19 protein-coding genes are annotated in these 21885 nt (G+C 54.2%); 8 read left to right on the plus strand and 11 right to left on the minus strand.

What is annotated here, in order from left to right; all coding sequences use genetic code 11:
* Window positions 1-87 precede the first annotated feature (87 nt).
* From damX to ABU190_RS12730, 8 genes are all read right to left on the minus strand, one after another.
* Window positions 88-1422, minus strand: a complete 1335-nt coding sequence (damX, locus tag ABU190_RS12695; RefSeq protein WP_354691511.1) for a cell division protein DamX — start codon at window positions 1420-1422, stop codon at window positions 88-90.
* A 90-nt stretch (window positions 1423-1512) separates the two neighbouring features.
* Window positions 1513-2601 carry a 3-dehydroquinate synthase gene (aroB, locus tag ABU190_RS12700; protein WP_071194942.1) on the minus strand — a complete coding sequence of 363 codons (1089 nt, stop codon included), beginning with the start codon at window positions 2599-2601 and terminating at the stop codon, window positions 1513-1515.
* A gap of 55 nt (window positions 2602-2656) precedes the next feature.
* The gene (aroK, locus tag ABU190_RS12705) at window positions 2657-3178 is read right to left on the minus strand and encodes a shikimate kinase AroK (protein WP_035892101.1); all 522 of its coding nucleotides are present in this window, start codon (window positions 3176-3178) and stop codon (window positions 2657-2659) included.
* A 294-nt stretch (window positions 3179-3472) separates the two neighbouring features.
* Window positions 3473-4711 (minus strand): DNA uptake porin HofQ, encoded by a 1239-nt coding sequence (hofQ, locus tag ABU190_RS12710; protein WP_354691512.1) that lies wholly within the window; start codon window positions 4709-4711, stop codon window positions 3473-3475.
* The gene (locus tag ABU190_RS12715; RefSeq protein WP_232034373.1) at window positions 4674-5030 is read right to left on the minus strand and encodes a HofP DNA utilization family protein; all 357 of its coding nucleotides are present in this window, start codon (window positions 5028-5030) and stop codon (window positions 4674-4676) included. The genes hofQ and ABU190_RS12715 overlap by 38 nt, the downstream gene beginning before the upstream one ends.
* Complete coding sequence (locus ABU190_RS12720) at window positions 5017-5481, minus strand: hypothetical protein (RefSeq protein ID WP_354691513.1); 465 nt, start codon at window positions 5479-5481, stop codon at window positions 5017-5019. Before ABU190_RS12720 ends, ABU190_RS12715 begins: the two co-directional genes overlap by 14 nt.
* On the minus strand, window positions 5465-6004 hold the full coding sequence (locus tag ABU190_RS12725) for a PilN domain-containing protein (protein ID WP_354691514.1): 540 nt from the start codon (window positions 6002-6004) through the stop codon (window positions 5465-5467). Before ABU190_RS12725 ends, ABU190_RS12720 begins: the two co-directional genes overlap by 17 nt.
* Window positions 6004-6789, minus strand: coding sequence for a DNA utilization protein HofM (locus tag ABU190_RS12730; RefSeq protein WP_354691515.1), 786 nt, complete (start codon window positions 6787-6789; stop codon window positions 6004-6006). The genes ABU190_RS12725 and ABU190_RS12730 overlap by 1 nt, the downstream gene beginning before the upstream one ends.
* Window positions 6790-6909: 120 nt before the next feature.
* Between ABU190_RS12730 and mrcA the strand changes: the two genes are divergently transcribed.
* A complete protein-coding gene (gene mrcA, locus ABU190_RS12735) occupies window positions 6910-9462 on the plus strand; it encodes a peptidoglycan glycosyltransferase/peptidoglycan DD-transpeptidase MrcA (protein WP_354691516.1) in 2553 nt (850 codons plus the stop codon).
* Window positions 9463-9560: 98 nt separating this feature from the next.
* Here the strand turns inward: mrcA and nudE are convergent, their stop codons facing one another.
* A complete protein-coding gene (gene nudE, locus ABU190_RS12740) occupies window positions 9561-10121 on the minus strand; it encodes an ADP compounds hydrolase NudE (protein ID WP_041851386.1) in 561 nt (186 codons plus the stop codon).
* Window positions 10122-10441: 320 nt separating this feature from the next.
* Here nudE and ABU190_RS12745 point away from each other — a divergent pair, with 320 nt between their 5' ends.
* From ABU190_RS12745 to pckA, 5 genes are all read left to right on the plus strand, one after another.
* Entirely contained in the window at window positions 10442-12580 is a 2139-nt protein-coding gene (locus tag ABU190_RS12745) for an intracellular growth attenuator family protein (protein ID WP_354691517.1), read from the plus strand.
* Window positions 12581-12644: 64 nt separating this feature from the next.
* Complete coding sequence (yrfG, locus tag ABU190_RS12750) at window positions 12645-13325, plus strand: GMP/IMP nucleotidase (protein WP_271849270.1); 681 nt, start codon at window positions 12645-12647, stop codon at window positions 13323-13325.
* Window positions 13325-13726, plus strand: a complete 402-nt coding sequence (gene hslR / locus ABU190_RS12755) for a ribosome-associated heat shock protein Hsp15 (protein ID WP_041851383.1) — start codon at window positions 13325-13327, stop codon at window positions 13724-13726. The genes yrfG and hslR overlap by 1 nt, the downstream gene beginning before the upstream one ends.
* 24 nt (window positions 13727-13750) lie before the next feature.
* Complete coding sequence (gene hslO / locus ABU190_RS12760; RefSeq protein WP_041851382.1) at window positions 13751-14629, plus strand: Hsp33 family molecular chaperone HslO; 879 nt, start codon at window positions 13751-13753, stop codon at window positions 14627-14629.
* Window positions 14630-14979: 350 nt separating this feature from the next.
* Window positions 14980-16599 carry a phosphoenolpyruvate carboxykinase (ATP) gene (gene pckA / locus ABU190_RS12765; protein ID WP_041851381.1) on the plus strand — a complete coding sequence of 540 codons (1620 nt, stop codon included), beginning with the start codon at window positions 14980-14982 and terminating at the stop codon, window positions 16597-16599.
* Window positions 16600-16646: 47 nt separating this feature from the next.
* Here pckA and envZ read toward each other — a convergent pair whose 3' ends face one another.
* Both envZ and ompR read right to left on the minus strand, forming a co-directional pair.
* Window positions 16647-17999: a two-component system sensor histidine kinase EnvZ gene (gene envZ / locus ABU190_RS12770; RefSeq protein ID WP_041851380.1), complete on the minus strand. Its 1353-nt coding sequence runs from the start codon at window positions 17997-17999 to the stop codon at window positions 16647-16649.
* Window positions 17996-18715 carry a two-component system response regulator OmpR gene (ompR, locus tag ABU190_RS12775; RefSeq protein ID WP_001157751.1) on the minus strand — a complete coding sequence of 240 codons (720 nt, stop codon included), beginning with the start codon at window positions 18713-18715 and terminating at the stop codon, window positions 17996-17998. The genes envZ and ompR overlap by 4 nt, the downstream gene beginning before the upstream one ends.
* Window positions 18716-18931: 216 nt before the next feature.
* Between ompR and greB the strand changes: the two genes are divergently transcribed.
* On the plus strand, window positions 18932-19405 hold the full coding sequence (gene greB / locus ABU190_RS12780) for a transcription elongation factor GreB (RefSeq protein ID WP_041851379.1): 474 nt from the start codon (window positions 18932-18934) through the stop codon (window positions 19403-19405).
* Between the two features lie 98 nt (window positions 19406-19503).
* The gene (locus tag ABU190_RS12785) at window positions 19504-21834 is read left to right on the plus strand and encodes a Tex family protein (RefSeq protein WP_354691518.1); all 2331 of its coding nucleotides are present in this window, start codon (window positions 19504-19506) and stop codon (window positions 21832-21834) included.
* Window positions 21835-21885: the final 51 nt, after the last annotated feature.

Raw genomic sequence — 21885 nt, forward strand, 5'->3', positions numbered from 1 at the left:
ACAGCTCCGACAGCATCCTGCGCTTTATACACGTTATCATTCAGGCAAGGCCTGGGTGGCCTGCCTGAATGATGTTGTGACGTGAAATTATTTCAGGTCGGCCTGTACCTGATGAATAGGCTTGGCCCACGGGTTCTTAGCCTGAACATCTGATGGCAGTGCAGCGACAGCGCGTTTTGCATCATCCTTAGAGGCATACACACCGCTGACCAATACATACCACGGCTGGCCATTACGTGTTGTCTGATAAACCACAAAGTTTTTCAGATTTTCTTTTTTGGCCCAGGCATTCAGGTTGTTGTAATTAGAAGAACTGCTCAACTGCAGCGTGTAATGGTCGGCGGGCGCAGCTTTCAGTGAGCCCACGTTACCCGTCGCCACGCTCGCGCTGGCTGCAGGTGCAGCAGCAGTAGCTGCCGGTGCCGCAGGTGCAGTCGTGCTGGTTGTCGCTTTCGGCGTCGTCGCGGCCACGGTCGGTGCTTTGACCGGCTCAGAGGCAACAACTTTCGGTTGCGCTGCCGGAGCCTGAACAACAGCTTTCGGCTCTGCCTTCACCACCGGCGGTTTAACCTGCTGCTGTGGTTTCGGTTCGACAACCGCTTGTTTGTGTTCCGGGCGAGTCGTTGCCGTATGGTTTTCTGCGGTTGCTGCGGTTGATCCGGTATGAGTCGCATTCCCGCCGCCGTTACGTACTGGCGCAACGGTTGCAGGTTCCGTCGGCAGCGTGCTGTTTGCCACCGCGTTGTTGATCTGCGCCTGGTTTTGCGGCGAAGTGAGCGCGTTGTTCAAATCACCCTGCACTTCAAGACGCTGCTGGGCACCTGTGGTTGCAGGTGCCTGGCTTTGAGAAGGCGTAGAGGAGATGGGCGGCAGGGAAATATCCTGCGCTCCATTGCTATTGCCCGTCGTCGGCTGTGCAGCACCCGCAGTTTGTTCTGCAGAGGTGGTGCCCGGCGCGGGCTGAGTAGCATTAGCCTGATCGGCAGTACCACCGTTCCCCGAAAGGTCGATGTTTTTACTGCCAGATGAACTCTGTTGGGCCGTACTGTTGCTGGAAGGGGCTTTCAATGCGGAACCGATGCCGACAATCAGCAGCAGCAGCACCAGAACACCGACCCCCATCATCACGTACTGACGTGATGCAGGTTTTGCGGCGGCGGCTTTTTTACGCTTACGTGGGCGACGCTCTGCGCGCTCCTCGTCCAGTGAGTTTTCTTCCGCTTCATAATCTTCTTCTGCGTATTCTTCGCGATCATCGCGCGTCTTACGTGTTCTCGAAGGGCGACGCTCGTCAGCATCAAGTTCAACATCATCAAAATTGATCTGCGGCTCATCAACACGTTCAGAAGATTGACGAGAACGACCAGTACGACGATCGCTGGGATCGGGTTTCAGCTCGTCTTCTGGTTTGAATTCATCCATTTAACACCCCACTCAAAGGCTCATGCTAACAACAATTGCATTCGCCCGAAGTTAAACGCCACGCACGCGCAGCAAGACCTTTCTAATAAATTACGCCTGCTGACAATCAGCAATAGCGCCAAGTACAACGTCTTGTGACACTCCGCCACGAACTTCGCTTTTCCCTATTGCCAGCGGGAGCACCAAACGTAGCTCGCCGGCCAGAACTTTTTTGTCACGCAGCATGTGCGGGATATATGCCTGTGCGGTCATTTCCTTCGGTCCATGAACCGGCAGACCTGCGCGCTCAAGCAGGGTAATAATGCGTTGGGTATCATCTTTACTGAACTGCCCAAGACGCTCGGAGGCACGTGCTGCCATCACCATTCCAGCAGCGACCGCTTCACCATGCAACCAGTTGCCGTAACCCATCTCGGCTTCAATGGCATGCCCAAAGGTATGCCCCAAATTCAGTAAAGCACGTAAGCCTGTTTCCCGCTCGTCAGCCGCCACAACTTCGGCTTTCAGCTCACAACAACGACGAATACAGTACGCCATTGCCGGGCCATCCAGACGCAACAGCGCGTCCAGATTTTGCTCAAGCCAGTCAAAAAAAGCGCCATCAAGGATGATGCCGTATTTGATAACTTCGGCGAGACCAGAGGAAAGTTCGCGCGCAGGCAGCGTTTTCAGGCAGTCGAGATCCACCACCACCGAGGCTGGCTGATAGAACGCGCCAATCATGTTTTTGCCCAGTGGATGGTTTACCGCCGTTTTGCCGCCAACAGAAGAGTCGACCTGCGAAAGCAACGTTGTGGGGACCTGAATGAAACGCACGCCACGCTGATAGCTGGCTGCGGCAAAACCGGTCAGATCGCCCACCACACCGCCACCCAGCGCGACAAGCGTTGTGTCACGACCGTGCGGTTTTTGCAAAAGCGCAGTGAAAACCGAGTCCAGCACCGTCAGGCTTTTATACTGCTCACCATCGGGTAAAACCACGCTATCGACTTTGATACCGGCCTTTTCAAGGACATGGCGAATCTTGTCGAGATAGAGTGGAGCCAGCGTTTCATTAGTGACCAGCATGACCTGGTCACCGGATTTCAGGGGCGAGAAGGAAGCTGGATCGTCGAACAAACCAGCCGCGATGGTGATAGGGTAACTACGATCCCCGAGAGTGACTGTGATCCTCTCCATGACGCGACATCCACCTTATTTGCTTAAACCCGCAGGCCTGTGTATTACGCCAGAATTAGTTGCTTTCCAGCATGTGAATAATCTGGTTTGCGACGACTTTCGCGCTCTGATCGTCTGTGCGAATGGTAACGTCGGCAATCTCTTCATACAGCGGATTGCGTTCATCAGCCAGCGCTTCCAGCACTTCACGCGGCGGCGTTTCCACCTGTAAAAGTGGACGTTTTTTGTCACGTTGAGTACGAGCCAGCTGCTTCTCGATAGTGGTTTCCAGATAAACCACTACGCCACGGGCGGAGAGACGATTACGGGTTTCGCGAGACTTCACAGAGCCACCACCGGTTGCCAGTACAATTCCCTGTTTTTCCGTTAGCTCGTTAATGATTTTTTCTTCGCGATCGCGGAAACCTTCTTCACCTTCTACATCGAAGACCCAGCCCACATCAGCTCCGGTTCGTTTCTCAATCTCTTGATCAGAATCGTAAAATTCCATATTGAGTTGTTGAGCTAACTGACGCCCAATAGTGCTTTTGCCGGCACCCATAGGCCCAACCAGAAAGATATTGCGTTTCTCTGCCATTTTTTCGGTACTACTAAGACTATTCGTTGATGATAAATCCGCTCCGTAGACACCGTGCGAAGCCGGACATGAACTGAAACCTCATATGCGATAGTGCGAGAGTCAGACCAAAAATTATCTCAGTACTGAGACTGGTTTGGCAACTGAATAAATCGCCGACCAGACGTTAACACTACTTATGGTAAGACGGAGATAGCTGACGCTCAAATCGGTACTCCTTGTAAGCTAAATCATCTCTCACGTCAAACACCTGTAGCGAGTTAGGCAGAAAAAGCGATACAGAATATGTATCGATCAACGAACTGGCACGAGCCTTGGTGTAATAAAGACCACCAGTTCACGGCGCTCATTATCTTTACCGTCATGACGAAACAGTCGGCCAAACCAGGGTATCCCCCCTAAAATTGGTACACTGTCGGAACCGAGCTTATTCTTTTGTGAGAAAATGCCTCCCAGCGCCAGGGTATCACCGCTTTTTATTTCGACCTGGGTTTCAATCTCCTGTTTATCAATCGCCAGTACCTCGCCATCAGCCTGCTGGAGCACCTGGCCCGGCATGTTCTGGGTAATACGCAACTTGAGACGCACACGGCTATCAGGCAGCACGGTCGGCGTCACCTCCATACCCAGCACCGCCTCTTTAAACTCCACCGATGTTGCGCCGCTTTCGCCGCTGGAGACCTGGTATGGGATTTCACTGCCTTGTTTAATGCTGGCAGGCTGCATGTGAGAGGCCAGTAATCGTGGACTGGCGATGATCTCCAGTTGCTGTTTTTGTTCCAGTGCGGATAACTCAATATCCAACAATCGCCCGTTAATACTGCCGATATTAAAACCGACCCGGGTGCTGGCACTTTCAACCGACAGATCGCTTGAAAGCGATGACACCTGCCCGCGTTTTCCGGGCTTTGTCGCCTCCCCCAGCCCCCATTTCACGCCGAGTTCGCGCAGGCTCTTTTCATTTATGGTGACAATGTGTGCGGCCAGTTCAACCTGTTCAACGGGCAAATCCATCTGCGCAACCCACTTTTCCAGCACGTTAAGCGAGGCCTGATGATCGCGAAGCAACAGCCGGTTGAGCCGATTGTCTACCGTGATCGTTCCTTTTGGCCCAAGGAGCTTTTCGCCAGCCTTTGCCAACTCACTGGCCTGCGCATAACGCAGCGTCAGGCTACGCTCCTCCAACGGCAGACTCTGTTTTTGCTTTTCCCGTGCCGCCTCACGCGCATCGTACTGTTGCTGTTGCCAGTTTGCGGAATGCACATACAGGATGTTGCCCTCTCTGCGTAGTGTCAGCCCGGCGCTGGCAATCACCGTGTTTAGCGCCTGCTTCCAGGGAACATCGACAAGATGCAAAGAGAGTGTCCCGCTGACGTCCGGCGAGATCACCAGATTATGTTTTTCCTGCTCGGCAAGCGCCTGTAGGACCTGGGTGACGGGAACATCATCCACCATTAATGTCACGGGAGCTGGTGTTGCCGCGCTCGCCGCCAGGCTACTGAGGCAAAGAGCCACCACTGCTGTTCTTTTCATGCTGAGATCCTTCTCGTTTCCAGCGCCAGTGCGCGGGTTCACAACCTTCCCCTGTCGCGATGCGCATCTCTTCTTTATTAAATTCCACCACGCGCCAGCCTCCCGCAAGCGTTTCCCCCTTCTGCACGCGTCGCCATCTCCCGGCGGGATCGCGCACAATCCCTGTCGCGGCCTGAGACCTGCTTACCACGCCCTGGTAATGCCAAAGCGCAAGCTGACTGACCATGCAGCGATCGGGAGGCGGCTTGAAAGGATCACGCATACCCGCCAGCATTAGCACCAGCAAACATGACGCTGCAATGCGTTTAGCCGCCATCATCGCTCTCCACCTGGAGCACAAAACGCAGCGCCTTGTCCTGCGCGGTGATGGAAAAAGCAGGCGCGAGCATTTGCCGTTCGGCAAGCCAGGAAAACGTCCGGGGAATCGATACCCACTGCGCCTCCAGCACCATCTCGCCCCCCTGATGGGCAGGACGCCAGCCAATCAGTTGGGCATCAGGAGTATGAAAATCCAGCGGTGAAAAGGCCTTTGGGATATCTGCTTGAGAATGCGCTATCACCGGTGGTTTAAGGGCCAGGAGCTCTCGCCAGCTTTCCTGCAATGCCGCCTGCTGCACAAGGTGCTGTTGCTCCCGTGCCGTTTGTTCACGCGTTATGGGCTGAATCTGCCACCACCACACCGCAAGCAGGAGAAGAACCATAAGCAATAATCCGTACCCTGCACGGGTTACAGGCGAGAGGGCGTACCAGAGTTCAAGGCTGCGCGGCATGCTCATCTTCCTTATTAAGCTGATAGTGAAACTGCCAGTGCCCTTGCGCATCTCGCCCGGTCGAACCGGTTTGGCAAAGACGAAAACCGGCGGTCGTGTCCAGCGCCTGCTCCAGTTCGCTTAATGACTGAAACGTTCTGGCAATCCCCGACACGCTGAGTTGCCCTTGCTGAAAATGCACCTCCGTAAGCCAGGCGCTGTCGGGCATTTTTTCCGCCAGTTCTGCCAGCCGCTGCTGCCATTGGCGGGTCTGGTTGTGCCGCTGCATTCTGGCCTGCTGTTTTAACCACAACTGGCGTTGCGCCTGGAAATGCGGCTGTTTTGCCTTTAGCGCTGATAGCATCTGCGCGTCAGATTGCAGCCACAACGTAGCGATCTGCTTGTCCTGGCTCGCCTTTACCTGAAACACCAGGGTAATCAGCGCCATCAGGCCCACAGCGTACGCCAGCAGTTGCCCCCAAAAGCGCCGACATGCCTGTTGTCGCTGCTCTCGCCAGGGCAGCAGGTTGATCATCTGCTCCATTAGCGAACCGCTCCCAGGGCCAAGCCAATCGCTACCGCGAAACGCATGCCATTTGGCGGTAAAGGCGGTTGCCGCTGCACAATGGCACTCCAGGGGTCAAACTCGGGCGTTGCCGCTGTGCATAGCGCAATATCGGCAATGTCCAGCCCGAGGCTTGCGCTTAGCTCGTTTACGGTGGGCTGATCTTCGTGCGACCGCCGCCCCCATCCGGTGCGCGTCGCCCACAGCCATTGCGCGTCGCCTTCCCAAATAAGACAACGTGCCGGAGGTGGTAAAAAAGGGACAAGATGCTGTAACGCGCAGGCATCAGGCGTCAGGGAGGTCAAATTCAGGTGCAGAGAGGTTGCCAGCTCCAGCATTTCAGCCACGTCTTTATGCTGCGCCGCCGTCACGCTATAGGCCTGCGCCAGTGAATCTTCGGTATAGTCGAAACGCAAATCTGCCGCTGCCATTTCAAGTTCACGCGCCATGGCGTGAGAAACCCAGCTTGCCAGTTCGTTTTCCCGCAAAGCCATTGCCGGGCGGGGGAGCTTACGCTGCAATGTGCGCGCTGCCGGAAATGCCAGCCGTACCCGGTGGCGCTGCGGTAACGATTTTCGCCACGGTAAGAGCGTGGTCAACAACTGTTGTGGTGCTTTAAGCTGCCCGTTTTCAACTGTGCCCAATGGTAACGGGATGTGCCACCAACGGCGTAGCGCCCACCCTGTTCTGCCTGGGGTTAATGCGACGCTGAAAACGCTATCTTGCTGAATATGCAGTCCAATCTGCCAGTGCCCGAATGCCATAAATCGCGACCTCCTTATCGCCAGGAAAGATGACGGCTATATCAATGCATCAGGCTTGCATTTATACTACCGCGCGGTTGTTTATAAACTGCCCAAATGAAACTAAATGGGAATCCTCCGGTGAAGTTCGTAAAGTATTTATTGATCCTTGCAGTGTGTTGCATTCTGCTGGGAGCAGGCTCGATTTATGGGTTGTACAAATTCATTGAGCCGCAGCTACCTGACGTCGCGACGCTGAAAGACGTGCGACTACAAATCCCGATGCAGGTCTATAGCGCCGACGGCGAATTGATTGCGCAGTACGGTGAAAAACGTCGTATTCCGCTGACGCTGAATCAGATTCCACCAGAAATGGTGAAAGCGTTTGTTGCCACAGAAGACAGCCGCTTCTATGAACACCATGGCGTTGATCCGGTGGGGATTTTCCGTGCGGCCAGCGTAGCGCTTTTCTCTGGTCACGCCTCACAGGGCGCCAGCACCATCACGCAACAGCTCGCACGTAACTTCTTCCTGAGTCCGGAACGCACGCTGATGCGTAAAATCAAGGAAGTGTTCCTGGCTATCCGCATCGAGCAGTTATTGAATAAAGACGAGATCCTCGAGCTTTACCTCAATAAGATTTACCTCGGTTATCGTGCTTATGGTGTGGGTGCGGCGGCACAGGTCTACTTTGGCAAACCCGTCGACCAGCTCACCCTGAGTGAAATGGCGGTCATTGCCGGGTTGCCCAAAGCGCCATCCACCTTTAACCCGCTCTATTCGCTTGATCGCGCAACGGCTCGCCGTAATGTGGTGCTGGCCCGTATGCTGAGCGAGGGATACATCAGCCAGACGCAGTATGACCAGGCGCGTGGCGAAGCTATTGATGCGGATTACCATGCGCCGGAAATTACCTTCTCAGCACCGTACCTCTCAGAAATGGTGCGTCAGGAGATGGTGAATCGCTACGGCGATAAAGCATACGAAGACGGTTATCGTGTTTACACCACCATCACCCGTAAAGTGCAGTTGGCGGCACAGGATGCCGTGCGCAATAACGTGATGGACTACGATATGCGCCACGGTTATCGCGGCCCGTCGAATGTGCTGTGGAAACCGGGCGAAAGCGCCTGGGACAGTAAAAAAATCACCGACACCCTAAAAGCGTTGCCGACCTACGGGCCGCTGGAGCCGGCTGTCGTGACGGCCGCCAACGCGCAAGAAGCCACCGCGATGCTGGGCGACGGGACCTCCGTATCCCTGCATATGGACGGAATGCGCTGGGCACGCCCTTATCGTTCCGACACCGCACAGGGCCCAACCCCACGCAAAGTGACCGATGTAGTGCTGGCAGGTCAGCAGATTTGGGTGCGCATGGTAAATGAAGGCTGGTGGCTGGCCCAGGTGCCGGATGTTAACTCAGCCCTGGTCTCCATTAACCCGCACGATGGCGCCGTGCTGGCGCTGGTTGGCGGCTTCGATTTCAATCAAAGCAAATTTAACCGCGCCACTCAGGCGCTGCGTCAGGTTGGCTCTAACATCAAACCATTCCTTTATACCGCGGCGATGGACAAAGGCCTGACGCTGGCCAGTATCCTGAACGATGTGCCTATCTCCCGTTGGGATGCAGGGGCGGGTTCCGACTGGCGTCCGAAAAACTCGCCAGATGAGTATGCCGGGCCAATTCGCCTGCGTCAGGGGCTGGGGCAGTCGAAGAACGTGGTGATGGTACGCGCTATGCGTGCAATGGGGGTCGATTACGCCGCCGAGTATTTACAGCGATTCGGTTTCCCGGCACAAAATATCGTGCACACGGAGTCGCTGGCGCTGGGTTCCGCGTCGTTCACGCCCATGCAGGTAGCACGCGGCTATTCGGTCATGGCAAACGGCGGATTCCTCATCGATCCGTACTTCATTACCAAAATTGAAAACGATCAGGGTAATGTCCTGTTCGAAACCCGGCCAAAGGTCGCCTGCGCGGAGTGTAATATCCCGGTAATTTATGGGGATACGCCGAAGTCAGACGTGCTGGAAAACAAAGATATGGAAAACGTCGCTATCTCTCAGGAGCAGCAGAATCCTTCCATACCGATGCCGCAACTGGAGCAAGCCAATCAGGATCTGGTGGTGAAGAGCGGTGGTCAGGAGTATGCACCGCACGTGATCAGTACGCCGCTATCGTTTTTAATCAAGAGCGCGCTTAACAGTAATATCTTCGGTGAACCAGGCTGGCAAGGCACAGGCTGGCGCGCAGGTCGCGATCTCAAACGTAATGATATCGGTGGTAAAACCGGGACCACCAACAGCTCGAAAGATGCCTGGTTCTCCGGTTATGGTCCGGGCGTAGTGACGTCGGTCTGGATCGGTTTTGATGATCACCGTCGCGATCTGGGACGCACCTCCGCGTCGGGCGCTATCAAAGATCAGATCTCGGGTTACGAAGGCGGCGCGAAGAGTGCGCAGCCAGCATGGGATGCTTACATGCAGGTTGTTCTCAATGGCGTACCGGAGCAACCGCTCACGCCACCGCCAGGAATAGTGACGGTAAATATCGACCGGAGTACAGGGCAACTGGCAAGTGGAGGCAGCAGTCGTCAGGAGTATTTTATTGACGGGACGCAGCCGACACAGCAGGCCGTGCACGAAGTGGGAACCACCATTATTGATAATGGCGAGACGCACGAATTGTTCTGATAAAAGCCTGCCAGGGCTCCCCGGATGGGACGCAAAAACGTTTTATCCGGGCTGGCCGCAGTTCTGACAGACATAAAAAAAGCGCTTACGCGCTTTTTTTATAACCTGCCCTGCCCTTTAAGCCACTCTCTTAACAAGAACAGTGCGCTTACATTGCGGGCCTCATTGAAATCAGGCTCTTCCAGCAAGTCCATTAAATGGGCCAGTGGCCAACGCACCTGCGGTAACGGCTCTGGCTCATCACCGGGCAGCGACTCAGGGTATAAATCCTCAGCGACCATGATATTCATTTTGCTGGAGAAATAAGACGGAGCCATGCTGAGTTTTTTCAGGAATGTTAATTCCTTCGCGCCAAAACCCACCTCTTCTTTAAGCTCGCGGTTGGCCGCCTCATACATATTTTCACCGGGATCGATCAATCCCTTGGAAAATCCCAGCTCATAAGATTCGGTACCCACAGCATATTCGCGAATGAGAATGATATGATCGTCTACAATAGGCACAATCATCACCGCTTCACGTGACGAGGGACGCATACGTTCATAGACACGACGTACGCCGTTGCTGAATTCCAGGTCCACACTTTCGACGTTAAAAAGTCGTGAAGACGCGACAGTTTCAACGTTAAGAATGGTGGGTTTTTGCAATGATTCGCTCATTATTATCGGTCTTTCCAGAGATTACTGGCATTATTGTGCGACATGCGACACTGTTTCGGCAATGTTCTTCGCGCCTCATTTACATTCCTGTAACTTAGCAGAAGCTATTTCCCAAATAAACCTAAAAGTCAAGAGGTTGAAATAAAACTAAGAATTTGCTGATATTCGCTCTATTGCGACTTTGCTACTATTTTGCATGTTGTCAGGCGCTCACCTATTAGACTAACGATTTGCCCGATAACGCTCCAGCCATATTCATTGAATTTACGGGAAAGGGTGCAACTGACTACACCTGCTAGTAAAAGTAAGATGGGGAAAGCATGAGCACCATTTTGATTTATTTCGCTGCTATGCTGGCCTGCGTATGCCTTGTTGGGTGGTTTTACAGAGCGCGATCGCAAAGACGATACCGCCTGCCACATCTGCAAGCTTTCGCTGGCGCGACAACCCGCAAATTAACTCCTGATGAGCGCAGCGCTGTTGAAAGCTATCTGGAATCGCTCTCCCGTACCCGTCAGGTACCGGGCCCGACCGGTGCGACGGCCGCCCCGATATCCCTCACGCTCAACGCGCAAAGTAATACAGTCATCAGCGTCACCCGTGCGATCACCCGTTACGGGATTACGACCGATGCCCCTAACAAATGGCGCTACTATCTCGATTCTGTCGAAGTCCATCTGCCGCCGTTCTGGGAGCAGTATATCAATGACGAAAACAGCGTTGAGCTTATCCGTACCGACACTCTGCCGCTGGTCATTTCGCTAAATGGCCACGCCCTGAATGAATTCCGTCCGGAAGAACACAGCCTGGTGCCAGAACAGATTCCCTCGTCGCACTCAGCTATCCGCGGCGAAGAGACGGAGCAAATTGAGCTACTTAATATTCGCCGTGAAACGGTGGAAGAGTATGCGCTGAGCCGCCCGGACGGCATGCGCGAGGCCTTACTGATTTCAACATCGTTTTTACTGTTCTTTTTCTGCCTGGTCGCCCCGGACGTGTTTGTCCCGTGGCTTGCTGGTGGCGGAATTATGCTGCTTGCGGCCGGGCTCTGGGGTATTTTCGCACCGCCCGCGCAAACTGCGCTGCGCGAAATCCACTGCCTGCGCGGCACGCCCAAACGGTGGGGGCTTTTTGGTGAGAACAATCAGGAACAGATCAACAATATCTCGTTAGGCATTATTGATCTTATCTACCCAAAACACTGGCAACCTTTTATCGCCCAGGACCTGGGGCAACAAAGCGATATTGATATCTATCTCGATCGTCACGTGGTTCGACAGGGGCGCTTTTTATCGCTGCATGATGAGGTCAAGAACTTCCCCCTTCAGCATTGGGTGCGCAGCGCCGTGATTTCAGCCGGGGCGCTGCTGGTTCTGATTATGCTGCTGATGTGGGTTCCGCTGGATATGCCCATCAAGTTTACCCTTTCATGGATTAAAGGAGCGCAGACCATCGAAGCGACGAAAGTTAGCCAGCTTGAAGAAGCTGGGCTGCGTATCGGTGACTCGCTAAAGATTCACGGCACCGGCATGTGTAGCATCCATTCGTCAAGCAACTGGACCGCTCGCCAAAGTTCGCCTTTTGCGCCGTTCGACTGTTCACAAATTATCTGGAACGATGCGCCGCCGCTGCCCTTGCCGGAATCAGAAACCGTCACCAAAGCGACAGCACTGGTGGAAGCCGTCAACCGCCAGTTGCATCCGAAACAGGATGACGACTCTCGCGTTAGCCCGGCACTGCGTACGGCAATCCAAAAATCAGGCATGGTCTTACTGGATGATTTTTCTGAGATCGTGCTGAAAACGCAGGATCTCTGTTCAGCAGAGGATGACTGCCTGCGGCTTAAAAACGCGCTGGTTAATCTGGGGAACAGTAAAGACTGGGATACGCTGACGTCGCGCGCCAGTGCGGGCAAACTCACCGGCGTGAATGTGTTGCTGCGCCCGGTCAGCGCAGAATCGCTGGATAATCTGGTCACCACCTCCACCGCGCCTTTTATTTTGCGCGAAACAACCCGCGCGGCACAGGCGCTTAACAGCCCGGCACCAGGCGGCTTCCTGATTATTAGTGAAGAAGGTAGCGAACTGGTGGATCAGCCCTACCCCGGCGTCACGTTATATGACTATCCCGCCGCCGAGCAGTGGACAGAGTTCCAGCGCCTGGCGGGAATGCTGATGCAAACTCCCTTCACCGCCGAGGGTATCATCACCAATATTTCGACTGACGCCAATGGCACTCGCCATGTCAGCCTGCACCGTATGCCAAATAGCACAACGGGGCTCTGGCGCTACGTCAGCACCGCGCTTCTGCTTCTGGCAATGATTGTCTGCTGCGTTTATAACGGCGTCCAGGCGCTGCGCCGCTACCATCGAAACCGCACGCGTCTGGCTGAAATTCAGCAATACTACGAAAACTGCCTGAATCCCGGGCTTATCCCCGCACCCGATAGCCTGACCTGATAAATGTCATGCGCGCCGGGTATGTTAACCTGACGCGCATCGTTATTTCTGGCTGGAGTTTCTTATGCATTTTGATATCGACTGGCAGAACGTGGATACCGTTCTGCTGGACATGGACGGTACGCTGCTCGATCTCGCCTTTGATAATTATTTCTGGCAAAAACTGGTGCCGGAGACGTTTGGCGCAAAGCAGGGCATTTCACCCGCAGAGGCTCAGGCCATTCTTCGTCAGGAATATCATGCCGTTCAGCATACGCTAAACTGGTATTGTCTGGATTACTGGAGCGAACGCTTAGGGCTGGATATCTGCGCAATGACAACGCAGCAGGGGCCGCGCGCCATACTGCGTGAAGATACTGTCCCTTTTCTTGATGCGCTGCAAAAAAGTGGTAAGCGGCGCATTCTGTTGACCAATGCGCATCCGCATAATCTCGCGGTGAAACTTGAGCACACCGGTCTGGCATCACACCTTGATTTATTACTTTCAACCCACACATTTGGTTATCCGAAAGAGGATCAGCGTTTGTGGCAAGCCGTGGCGCAAGAGACCGGCTTAAACGCCGACAGAACGCTGTTCATTGATGACAGTGAACCCATTCTGGATGCCGCCGCAAAATTTGGCATTCGTTACTGCCTGGGCGTAACCAACCCGGATTCAGGTCTGGCGGAGAAAAGCTATTTACGTCACCCTGGCATGAACGATTATCGCCACCTGATTCCCTCGCTGAGCGTGAAGGAGGGGTAATGAAAGAACAGTCAGCACCTGATGTTCGCCTCGATAAATGGCTGTGGGCGGCGCGTTTCTATAAAACACGCGCCTTAGCCCGCGAAATGATCGAAGGCGGCAAAGTGCATTACAACGGTCAGCGCAGCAAGCCGAGTAAAATCGTCGAACTGAATGCCACGCTGACGCTCAGGCAGGGCAATGACGAACGTACGGTGATTATTAAAGCTATTACCGAACAACGCCGCCCCGCCGCAGAAGCCGTCGAAATGTATGAAGAGACTGCGGAAAGCGTAGCGAAGCGCGAAAAAATGGCGCTGGCACGGAAGATGAATGCGCTTACAATGCCGCACCCCGATCGCCGTCCGGATAAAAAAGAACGCCGCGACCTGATGAAATTTAAATACGGTGACAGCGAGTAACGCGCACCCGCAAGAGAGAAAACTATGGCTCAACATGACCAATTACACCGTTACCTGTTCGAGAACTACGCCGTACGCGGTGAACTGGTGACCGTCTCCGAAACCTGGAAGCAGATCCTGGAAAACCATAGCTATCCGCAGCCAGTGAAAAACATTCTCGGCGAGTTGCTGGTCGCGACCAGCCTGCTGACTGCCACCCTGAAATTTGCGGGCGATATTACCGTTCAGCTACAGGGCGATGGCCCAATGAGCCTGGCCGTCATCAACGGTAACAACCGTCAACAGATGCGTGGTGTCGCGCGCGTACAGGGCGACATTGCTGACGATGCCGATCTGAAAACGCTGGTTGGCAATGGCTATCTGGTCATTACCATAACGCCGGAAGAAGGTGAACGTTATCAGGGCGTCGTCGGTCTGGAAGGCGATACGCTGGCAGCGTGTCTGGAAGACTACTTCCTGCGTTCCGAACAACTGCCGACCCGCTTGTTCATCCGTACAGGAGATGTGGAAGGTGCACCGGCCGCAGGCGGTATGTTGCTGCAGGTTTTACCCGCTCAGGATACCCAGGCGGTGGATTTTGAACACCTGGCAACGCTGACTGAAACGATCAAAGCAGAAGAGCTGCTTACGCTTCCGGCGCAGGATGTTCTGTGGCGTTTGTACCACGAAGAAGAAGTCACCCTGTACGACCCGCAGGATGTGGAATTCAAATGCACCTGTTCTCGTGAACGCTGTGCTGGCGCACTAAAAACCCTGCCAGATGAAGAAGTTGACAGCATCATTGCCGAAGAGGGCGAGATCGACATGCATTGCGATTACTGCGGTAATCACTATCTGTTCAACGCCATGGATATCGCTGAAATCCGTAACAACGCCTCGCCTGCCGACCCGCAGGTCCACTAAGACCTTCCTTAATCGTCAGCAAAAGCGCCACCTTAACGGTGGCGCTTTTGCATAGCACGTCACGTTTCCGTTAAAATGTTTTATGAAAGTCTTACGTAATTTACTTTCATGAAAGCGATTACAGTCACAAAGCTGCCGTTAAAAATATCGCTTTACGTCGCTTTAGTGACATTTTCTCGATTATTCTGGCTATTATTGCCAGAAACTGTGTCGCCACGTGACCCATGTCACAGCGTTTTCCGCGTTCCTGGGCTTGTCGAGATACGTAAATCTATGAGCCCCGTCGCGGTCAGGGAATGAGCAACAACCCTACAATTTCAGGCAGTACATATTGGCTAAGGAGTAGTGACATGCGCGTTAACGTTTTAACCCCGCAAGATCTCAAGGCTTATGGTATCAACGATGTTCAGGATATCGTCTATAACCCCGACTACGATACGCTGTATCAGGAAGAGCTCCGTCCAGACCTGGAAGGATACGAGCGCGGAGTATTGACGAATTCTGGTGCTGTCGCCGTCGACACCGGTATTTTTACCGGCCGTTCGCCGAAAGATAAGTATATTGTCCGTGATGACACCACCCGAGACACCGTCTGGTGGTCTGATAAAGGCAAAGGCAAGAACGACAACAAACCGCTCTCGCCCGAAGTCTGGCAACACTTGAAAGGGCTGGTGACGCAACAACTCTCCGGTAAACGTCTGTTTATTATCGACGCCTTTTGTGGCGCCAACGCGGATACCCGTCTCTCCGTTCGCTTCATCACAGAAGTCGCCTGGCAGGCGCACTTTGTGAAGAACATGTTTATCCGTCCGACAAACGAAGAACTCGCTGAGTTTAAACCTGATTTTATTGTCATGAACGGGGCGAAATGCACAAACCCGTTATGGAAAGAACAGGGATTGAATTCAGAAAACTTCGTTGCGTTCAACCTGACCGAACGCATTCAGTTGATTGGTGGTACCTGGTACGGCGGCGAAATGAAAAAAGGGATGTTCTCGATGATGAACTACCTGCTGCCGCTGAAAGGCATCGCATCGATGCACTGCTCAGCAAACGTCGGCGAGAAAGGCGATGTCGCCGTTTTCTTTGGCCTGTCAGGCACCGGGAAAACCACCCTTTCTACCGATCCAAAACGCCGCCTGATTGGCGATGACGAGCATGGCTGGGACGACGACGGCGTCTTCAACTTCGAAGGGGGTTGCTACGCCAAAACCATCCGACTGTCAGAGGAAGCGGAACCGGATATTTTCCACGCCATCCGTCGGGATGCTCTGCTGGAAAACGTGAGCGTACGCGCTGACGGCAGCATCGATTATGACGATGCCTCGAAAACAGAAAATACCCGTGTGTCGTACCCGATCTACCACATCGACAACATCGTTAAGCCCGTTTCAAAAGCCGGGCATGCAACAAAAGTTATCTTCCTGACCGCAGACGCGTTCGGCGTGCTGCCGCCTGTTTCCCGCCTTACCGCAAGCCAGACGCAGTATCACTTCTTGTCCGGCTTTACGGCTAAACTGGCGGGCACGGAACGTGGCGTAACGGAGCCTACGCCCACCTTCTCCGCCTGCTTTGGCGCAGCATTCCTGTCGCTGCACCCTACGCAGTACGCAGAGGTGCTGGTGAAACGTATGCAGGCCGTCGGTGCGCAGGCATATCTGGTGAATACCGGCTGGAACGGGACCGGCAAACGCATCTCCATTAAAGATACGCGCGCGATTATCGATGCAATTCTCAATGGTGAACTGGATAACGCCGAGACCTTCACCCTGCCGATGTTTAACCTGGCCATTCCCACAACATTGCCCGGCGTGGAGACAAAAATCCTCGACCCGCGTAATACTTACGCATCGCCGGAACAGTGGCAGGAGAAAGCAACGCAACTGGCTAAACTGTTCGTCAGTAACTTTGAGAAGTATACGGATACCCCTGCGGGTGCCGCACTGGTGAGCGCCGGACCGAAGCTGTAATTTTCCAACGCAAGCCAAACAAAACCCGCCGAAAGGCGGGTTTTCTGTTAGTTCTCTTTGCCCGGCGTGTTCAGGCGAGTAATGGGAATCGGCAGCCAGGCACGGATCGACAAGCCTCCCCGCTCACTGGTACCAAGCTCAAGCAAACCGTTGTGGTTATCGACAATACGCTGAACAATCGCCAGCCCAAGACCCGTACCGCTGGTGCTACGCGCACTGTCGCCACGGACAAACGGCTGGAACAGATGTTTGCGCTGCTCCGGCTTGATGCCAGGGCCGTCATCCTCCACCTGGAACCAGGCGCGATTAAGCTCTGTACCGCTACTGACCTTGATCCAGCCATTACCGTAACGGGCAGCGTTCACCACCATATTGGCAACGGCACGCTTAATCGAAAGCGGGTGCATACGAACCAGAATTTCGCTGTCATTAAGCGCCGTATCAATTTCACGCTCATAGCCACTCTCGGCCGCCACCACTTCGCCCAGGACCGCGTTTAATTCGGCAATTTCCATCGGCATCTCCTGCCCGGTTCGCAGGTAGTCGATAAACTGCTCGATGATGGCGTTGCACTCTTCGATATCTTTATTGATCGATTCCGCAAGGTAGCCATCTTCTTCGGCCATCATCTCTGTGGCCAGACGAATACGCGTCAACGGCGTACGCAAATCGTGGCTCACTCCGGCCATCAGCAGGGTACGGTCATCCGCCAGTTGCTTGACCCCAGATGCCATCTGGTTAAACGCGCGCGTCACAGAACGTACTTCGGAGGCTCCGTATTCACGCAGCGGCGGTGGAATATGTCCTTTGCCCACTTTTAGCGCGGCATGTTCCAGGTCGACCAGCGGTCGGTTCTGTATTCGGATAAACAGCCATGCGCCCCCTATCGCCAGCAGCATAATAGCCAGCGTGTAGCGGAACAGCGGGGAGAAATCGCCCTGATGAATTTCCGTCAACGGCACGCGTACCCAAATATTGGGCGACAGCCAGGTTTTCAACCAGACAACCGGCGAGCTCTTGTTAACCTCAACGCGCACTTCCGTTGGGCCACCCAGTTGCTGCGCCATCTGCTGGCTTAAAAATTCATAGTGCTGTGCCCAACGCAGGCCTGCGTCTTCTGCGGCTTCATTGGAATAGAGTGAGATACCGAGTTCGCGATAAATTTCACGGCGAAATGCCGGAGGAACCACCAGTTGTGTGCCGTCCTCCAGTTGCAGTTTATCGGTCATCAACATACGAACTTCGTAGGCGAGAACCTTATTAAACTGCTGGAGGCTGGGCAAAATCGCGAAATTCAGCACCACGAGGTAGGTCGTCACAAGGCTGACGAACAGCAATGTGACGATCAACAACAGCGTGCGGGCAAAAGAACTGCGCGGTGAGAAGCGCATTCGCCTCATGCTTTAGAACCGTCCGGCACAAAGACGTAGCCCAGACCCCAAACGGTCTGAATGTAACGTGGGTGAGCCGGATCCTCTTCCACCATGCGACGCAGGCGGGAGATTTGCACGTCGATAGAACGCTCCATCGCGGAGTATTCACGACCACGCGCCAGATTCATCAGCTTATCGCGCGACAGCGGCTCACGCGGATGGCTCACCAGCGCTTTCAGCACGGCGAACTCACCGCTGGTCAGCGGCATCGGCTCATCTTCGCGGAACATTTCGCGGGTACCGAGGTTCAGCTTGAACTTACCAAATGCGATAACCGCTTCTTCCTGCGAAGGCGCACCGGGCAGTTCATTTGCCTGACGACGCAGTACCGCACGAATACGCGCCAGCAGTTCACGCGGGTTGAACGGTTTTGGAATGTAGTCATCAGCACCGATTTCGAGGCCAACGATACGGTCAACTTCTTCCCCTTTCGCCGTCACCATAATGATCGGCATCGGGTTACTCTGGCTACGCAGGCGGCGACAGATGGACAGGCCATCTTCACCCGGCAGCATTAAGTCGAGAACCATCAAGTGGAATGATTCGCGGGTCAACAGGCGGTCCATTTGCTCCGCGTTAGCGACGCTACGAACCTGGAAGCCCTGCTCGGTAAGATAACGCTCAAGCAGCGCGCGCAGGCGCATATCGTCATCCACTACCAGAATCTTATAATTCTCTTGCATTGTTTTTACTCCCAAAGGTTCCGACAATTATGAATACGTATTCTAAAAAAGTGCGCGTCGAGGACCAGCTAAATCTGGTATAAATTCTAGTCGAAATTGTTACAAAGCATATTTAACAGTAGCTTATATGCACATTGCATCACAGAAATGATGATTAATCCGCACCTTAAGGGGCGGTGATTTGTAAAGAAACCAGAGAAAAAAGAAGGCCACGAAATGAAAACGCCCCTGATCACCCGAGAAGGCTACGACAAGCTGAAACAGGAACTGGATTTTCTCTGGCGTCAGGAGCGCCCGGAAGTCACCAAAAAAGTCACCTGGGCGGCGAGCCTCGGCGATCGCAGTGAAAATGCCGACTACCAGTACAACAAAAAGCGCCTGCGTGAAATAGACCGCCGCGTTCGCTATCTAACAAAGTGCCTGGAAAACCTGAAAATTGTCGATTACTCACCGCAACAGGAAGGCAAAGTCTTCTTCGGCGCGTGGGTGGAAATCGAGAATGACGATGGCAACACATTACGTTTTCGCATTGTCGGTTACGACGAAATTTTTGGTCGCAAAGACTACATCTCCATCGACTCGCCAATGGCGCGCGCGCTACTGAAAAAAGAGGTCGGTGATGTCGCAGTGGTGCAGACGCCCGCCGGGGAAGCCACCTGGTACGTTAATGAAATCGAGTATGTAAAGTAACGCACCAGGAACTATCCGGTAGCCCCCGGCGCGACTGGCATTTTTCTGTCTCAGTCCGTATAACTATCCCCTGATTTTGTTCAGAAGATGATATTGAAATGATGAATGATTCGCTCTGCCGCATTATTGCGGGTGAACTTCAGGCCAGATCCGAACAGGTAGAAGCTGCCGTTCGCCTGCTTGATGAAGGGAACACCGTGCCGTTTATCGCGCGTTATCGTAAAGAAGTCACCGGCGGTCTGGATGACACGCAGCTGCGTAATCTGGAAACCCGCCTGGGGTATTTGCGTGAACTCGAAGAACGCCGCCAGGCCATCCTGAAGTCGATTGGCGAGCAGGGTAAGCTCACTGATGAATTGAGCAAAGCCATCAATGGTACGCTCAGTAAAACCGAACTCGAAGATTTGTATTTACCGTACAAACCCAGGCGCCGCACCCGTGGGCAAATCGCCATTGAAGCAGGCCTTGAGCCGCTGGCGGATTTGCTATGGAACGAGCCTTCACACGACCCGGAAAGCGAAGCCGCAAAATACATCGATGCCGACAAAGGCGTTGCCGACACCAAAGCAGCACTGGATGGTGCACGCTACATCCTGATGGAGCGCTTTGCCGAAGATGCGCAGTTGCTGGCGAAAGTGCGTGATTATCTGTGGAAAAACGCCCATCTGGTCGCCACCGTAGTGAGCGGCAAAGAAGAGGAAGGCGCAAAATTCCGTGATTATTTCGATCACCATGAGCCGATTTCCACCGTGCCGTCACACCGCGCGCTGGCCATGTTCCGTGGCCGCAACGAAGGAGTATTGCAGCTCTCACTGAATGCCGATCCGCAATTTGATGAGCCGCCAAAAGAGAGCCATTGCGAGCAAATTATTCAGGATCACCTCGGCCTGCGGCTGAATAATGCGCCGGCAGATAGCTGGCGCAAAGGCGTTGTCAGTTGGACGTGGCGCATTAAGGTGCTGATGCACCTGGAAACCGAACTGATGGGTACAGTGCGTGAACGTGCGGAAGATGAAGCGATCAACGTCTTCGCCCGTAACCTGCATGACCTGCTGATGGCCGCACCCGCTGGCCTGCGCGCGACGATGGGTCTCGATCCGGGTCTGCGTACCGGTGTGAAAGTCGCCGTTGTCGACGGCACGGGTAAGCTGGTCGCCACTGACACCATTTACCCACACACCGGCCAGGCAGCAAAAGCCGCCGTGGTGGTCGCCGCGCTGTGCGAAAAACACAACGTTGAACTGGTCGCTATCGGCAACGGAACGGCATCGCGTGAAACCGAACGTTTCTTCCTGGACGTGCAGAAACAGTTCCCGAAAGTCACCGCACAGAAAGTGATCGTCAGCGAGGCCGGAGCGTCGGTCTATTCCGCCTCTGAGCTGGCGGCACAGGAGTTCCCGGATCTGGACGTTTCGCTGCGTGGCGCGGTGTCAATCGCCCGTCGTCTGCAGGACCCGCTGGCAGAACTGGTGAAAATCGATCCGAAATCTATCGGGGTTGGTCAGTATCAGCACGACGTCAGCCAGACGCAACTGGCGCGCAAACTGGACGCGGTCGTCGAAGATTGCGTGAACGCCGTCGGCGTGGACCTGAACACCGCGTCTGTTCCCCTGCTGACTCGCGTAGCCGGTTTAACCCGCATGATGGCTCAGAATATCGTCGCCTGGCGTGATGAGAATGGTCAGTTCCAGAATCGCCAGCAACTATTAAAAGTCAGCCGACTGGGGCCAAAAGCCTTTGAGCAGTGCGCGGGCTTCCTGCGAATCAACCATGGTGATAACCCGCTGGATGCCTCTACCGTGCATCCGGAAGCGTACCCGGTTGTGGAACGTATTCTGGCGGCGACAGAGCAGTCTCTGCGCGATCTGATGGGCAACAGTAGCGGTCTTAAGTCACTGAAAGCGTCCGACTTTACCGACGAGCGTTTCGGGGTACCGACCGTTACTGACATCATCAAAGAGCTGGAAAAACCAGGCCGTGACCCGCGCCCGGAGTTCAAAACCGCCCAGTTTGCTGACGGTGTTGAAACGATGAATGACCTGCTGCCTGGCATGGTGCTTGAAGGTGCGGTGACCAACGTTACCAACTTCGGTGCGTTTGTGGATATCGGTGTGCATCAGGATGGCCTGGTACATATCTCTTCGCTTGCCGATAAATTTGTTGAAGATCCGCATACCGTCGTGAAAGCGGGGGATATCGTCAAAGTAAAAGTGCTGGAAGTGGATCTGCAGCGCAAACGTATTGCGCTGACCATGCGCCTTGATGAGCAGCCGGGAGACAGCAATTCACGGCGTGGTAATGGTGGCGCTCGCGAGGCAGGCAACCGCCCTGCCGCCCGTCCGGCGAAACCACGCGGGCGCGAGTCGCAGCCTGCTGGCAACAGCGCCATGATGGATGCGCTGGCGGCCGCCATGGGCAAAAAACGTTAAACCCTTCGCCCTCTCCTTCGGGAGAGGGCACTCCCCTTTCCAGATGTTCAA

Source organism: Phytobacter sp. RSE-02 (assembly GCF_040578655.1).
In the GTDB taxonomy this organism is placed as follows: Bacteria; Pseudomonadota; Gammaproteobacteria; order Enterobacterales; family Enterobacteriaceae; genus Phytobacter; species Phytobacter diazotrophicus.

What these genes read in the sequence shown, in the direction of transcription:
- envZ (WP_041851380.1), bottom strand. Translation starts at nt 17,999, where the DNA reads ATGAGGCGAATGCGCTTCTCACCGCGCAGTTCTTTTGCCCGCACGCTG.
- ABU190_RS12785 (WP_354691518.1), top strand. Translation starts at nt 19,504, where the DNA reads ATGATGAATGATTCGCTCTGCCGCATTATTGCGGGTGAACTTCAGGCC.
- ABU190_RS12730 (WP_354691515.1), bottom strand. Translation starts at nt 6,789, where the DNA reads ATGGCATTCGGGCACTGGCAGATTGGACTGCATATTCAGCAAGATAGC.
- hslO (WP_041851382.1), top strand. Translation starts at nt 13,751, where the DNA reads ATGGCTCAACATGACCAATTACACCGTTACCTGTTCGAGAACTACGCC.
- nudE (WP_041851386.1), bottom strand. Translation starts at nt 10,121, where the DNA reads ATGAGCGAATCATTGCAAAAACCCACCATTCTTAACGTTGAAACTGTC.
- greB (WP_041851379.1), top strand. Translation starts at nt 18,932, where the DNA reads ATGAAAACGCCCCTGATCACCCGAGAAGGCTACGACAAGCTGAAACAG.
- yrfG (WP_271849270.1), top strand. Translation starts at nt 12,645, where the DNA reads ATGCATTTTGATATCGACTGGCAGAACGTGGATACCGTTCTGCTGGAC.
- pckA (WP_041851381.1), top strand. Translation starts at nt 14,980, where the DNA reads ATGCGCGTTAACGTTTTAACCCCGCAAGATCTCAAGGCTTATGGTATC.
- aroK (WP_035892101.1), bottom strand. Translation starts at nt 3,178, where the DNA reads ATGGCAGAGAAACGCAATATCTTTCTGGTTGGGCCTATGGGTGCCGGC.
- ABU190_RS12745 (WP_354691517.1), top strand. Translation starts at nt 10,442, where the DNA reads ATGAGCACCATTTTGATTTATTTCGCTGCTATGCTGGCCTGCGTATGC.
- ABU190_RS12715 (WP_232034373.1), bottom strand. Translation starts at nt 5,030, where the DNA reads ATGATGGCGGCTAAACGCATTGCAGCGTCATGTTTGCTGGTGCTAATG.
- ABU190_RS12720 (WP_354691513.1), bottom strand. Translation starts at nt 5,481, where the DNA reads ATGCCGCGCAGCCTTGAACTCTGGTACGCCCTCTCGCCTGTAACCCGT.
- damX (WP_354691511.1), bottom strand. Translation starts at nt 1,422, where the DNA reads ATGGATGAATTCAAACCAGAAGACGAGCTGAAACCCGATCCCAGCGAT.
- hofQ (WP_354691512.1), bottom strand. Translation starts at nt 4,711, where the DNA reads ATGAAAAGAACAGCAGTGGTGGCTCTTTGCCTCAGTAGCCTGGCGGCG.
- hslR (WP_041851383.1), top strand. Translation starts at nt 13,325, where the DNA reads ATGAAAGAACAGTCAGCACCTGATGTTCGCCTCGATAAATGGCTGTGG.
- aroB (WP_071194942.1), bottom strand. Translation starts at nt 2,601, where the DNA reads ATGGAGAGGATCACAGTCACTCTCGGGGATCGTAGTTACCCTATCACC.
- ABU190_RS12725 (WP_354691514.1), bottom strand. Translation starts at nt 6,004, where the DNA reads ATGGAGCAGATGATCAACCTGCTGCCCTGGCGAGAGCAGCGACAACAG.
- ompR (WP_001157751.1), bottom strand. Translation starts at nt 18,715, where the DNA reads ATGCAAGAGAATTATAAGATTCTGGTAGTGGATGACGATATGCGCCTG.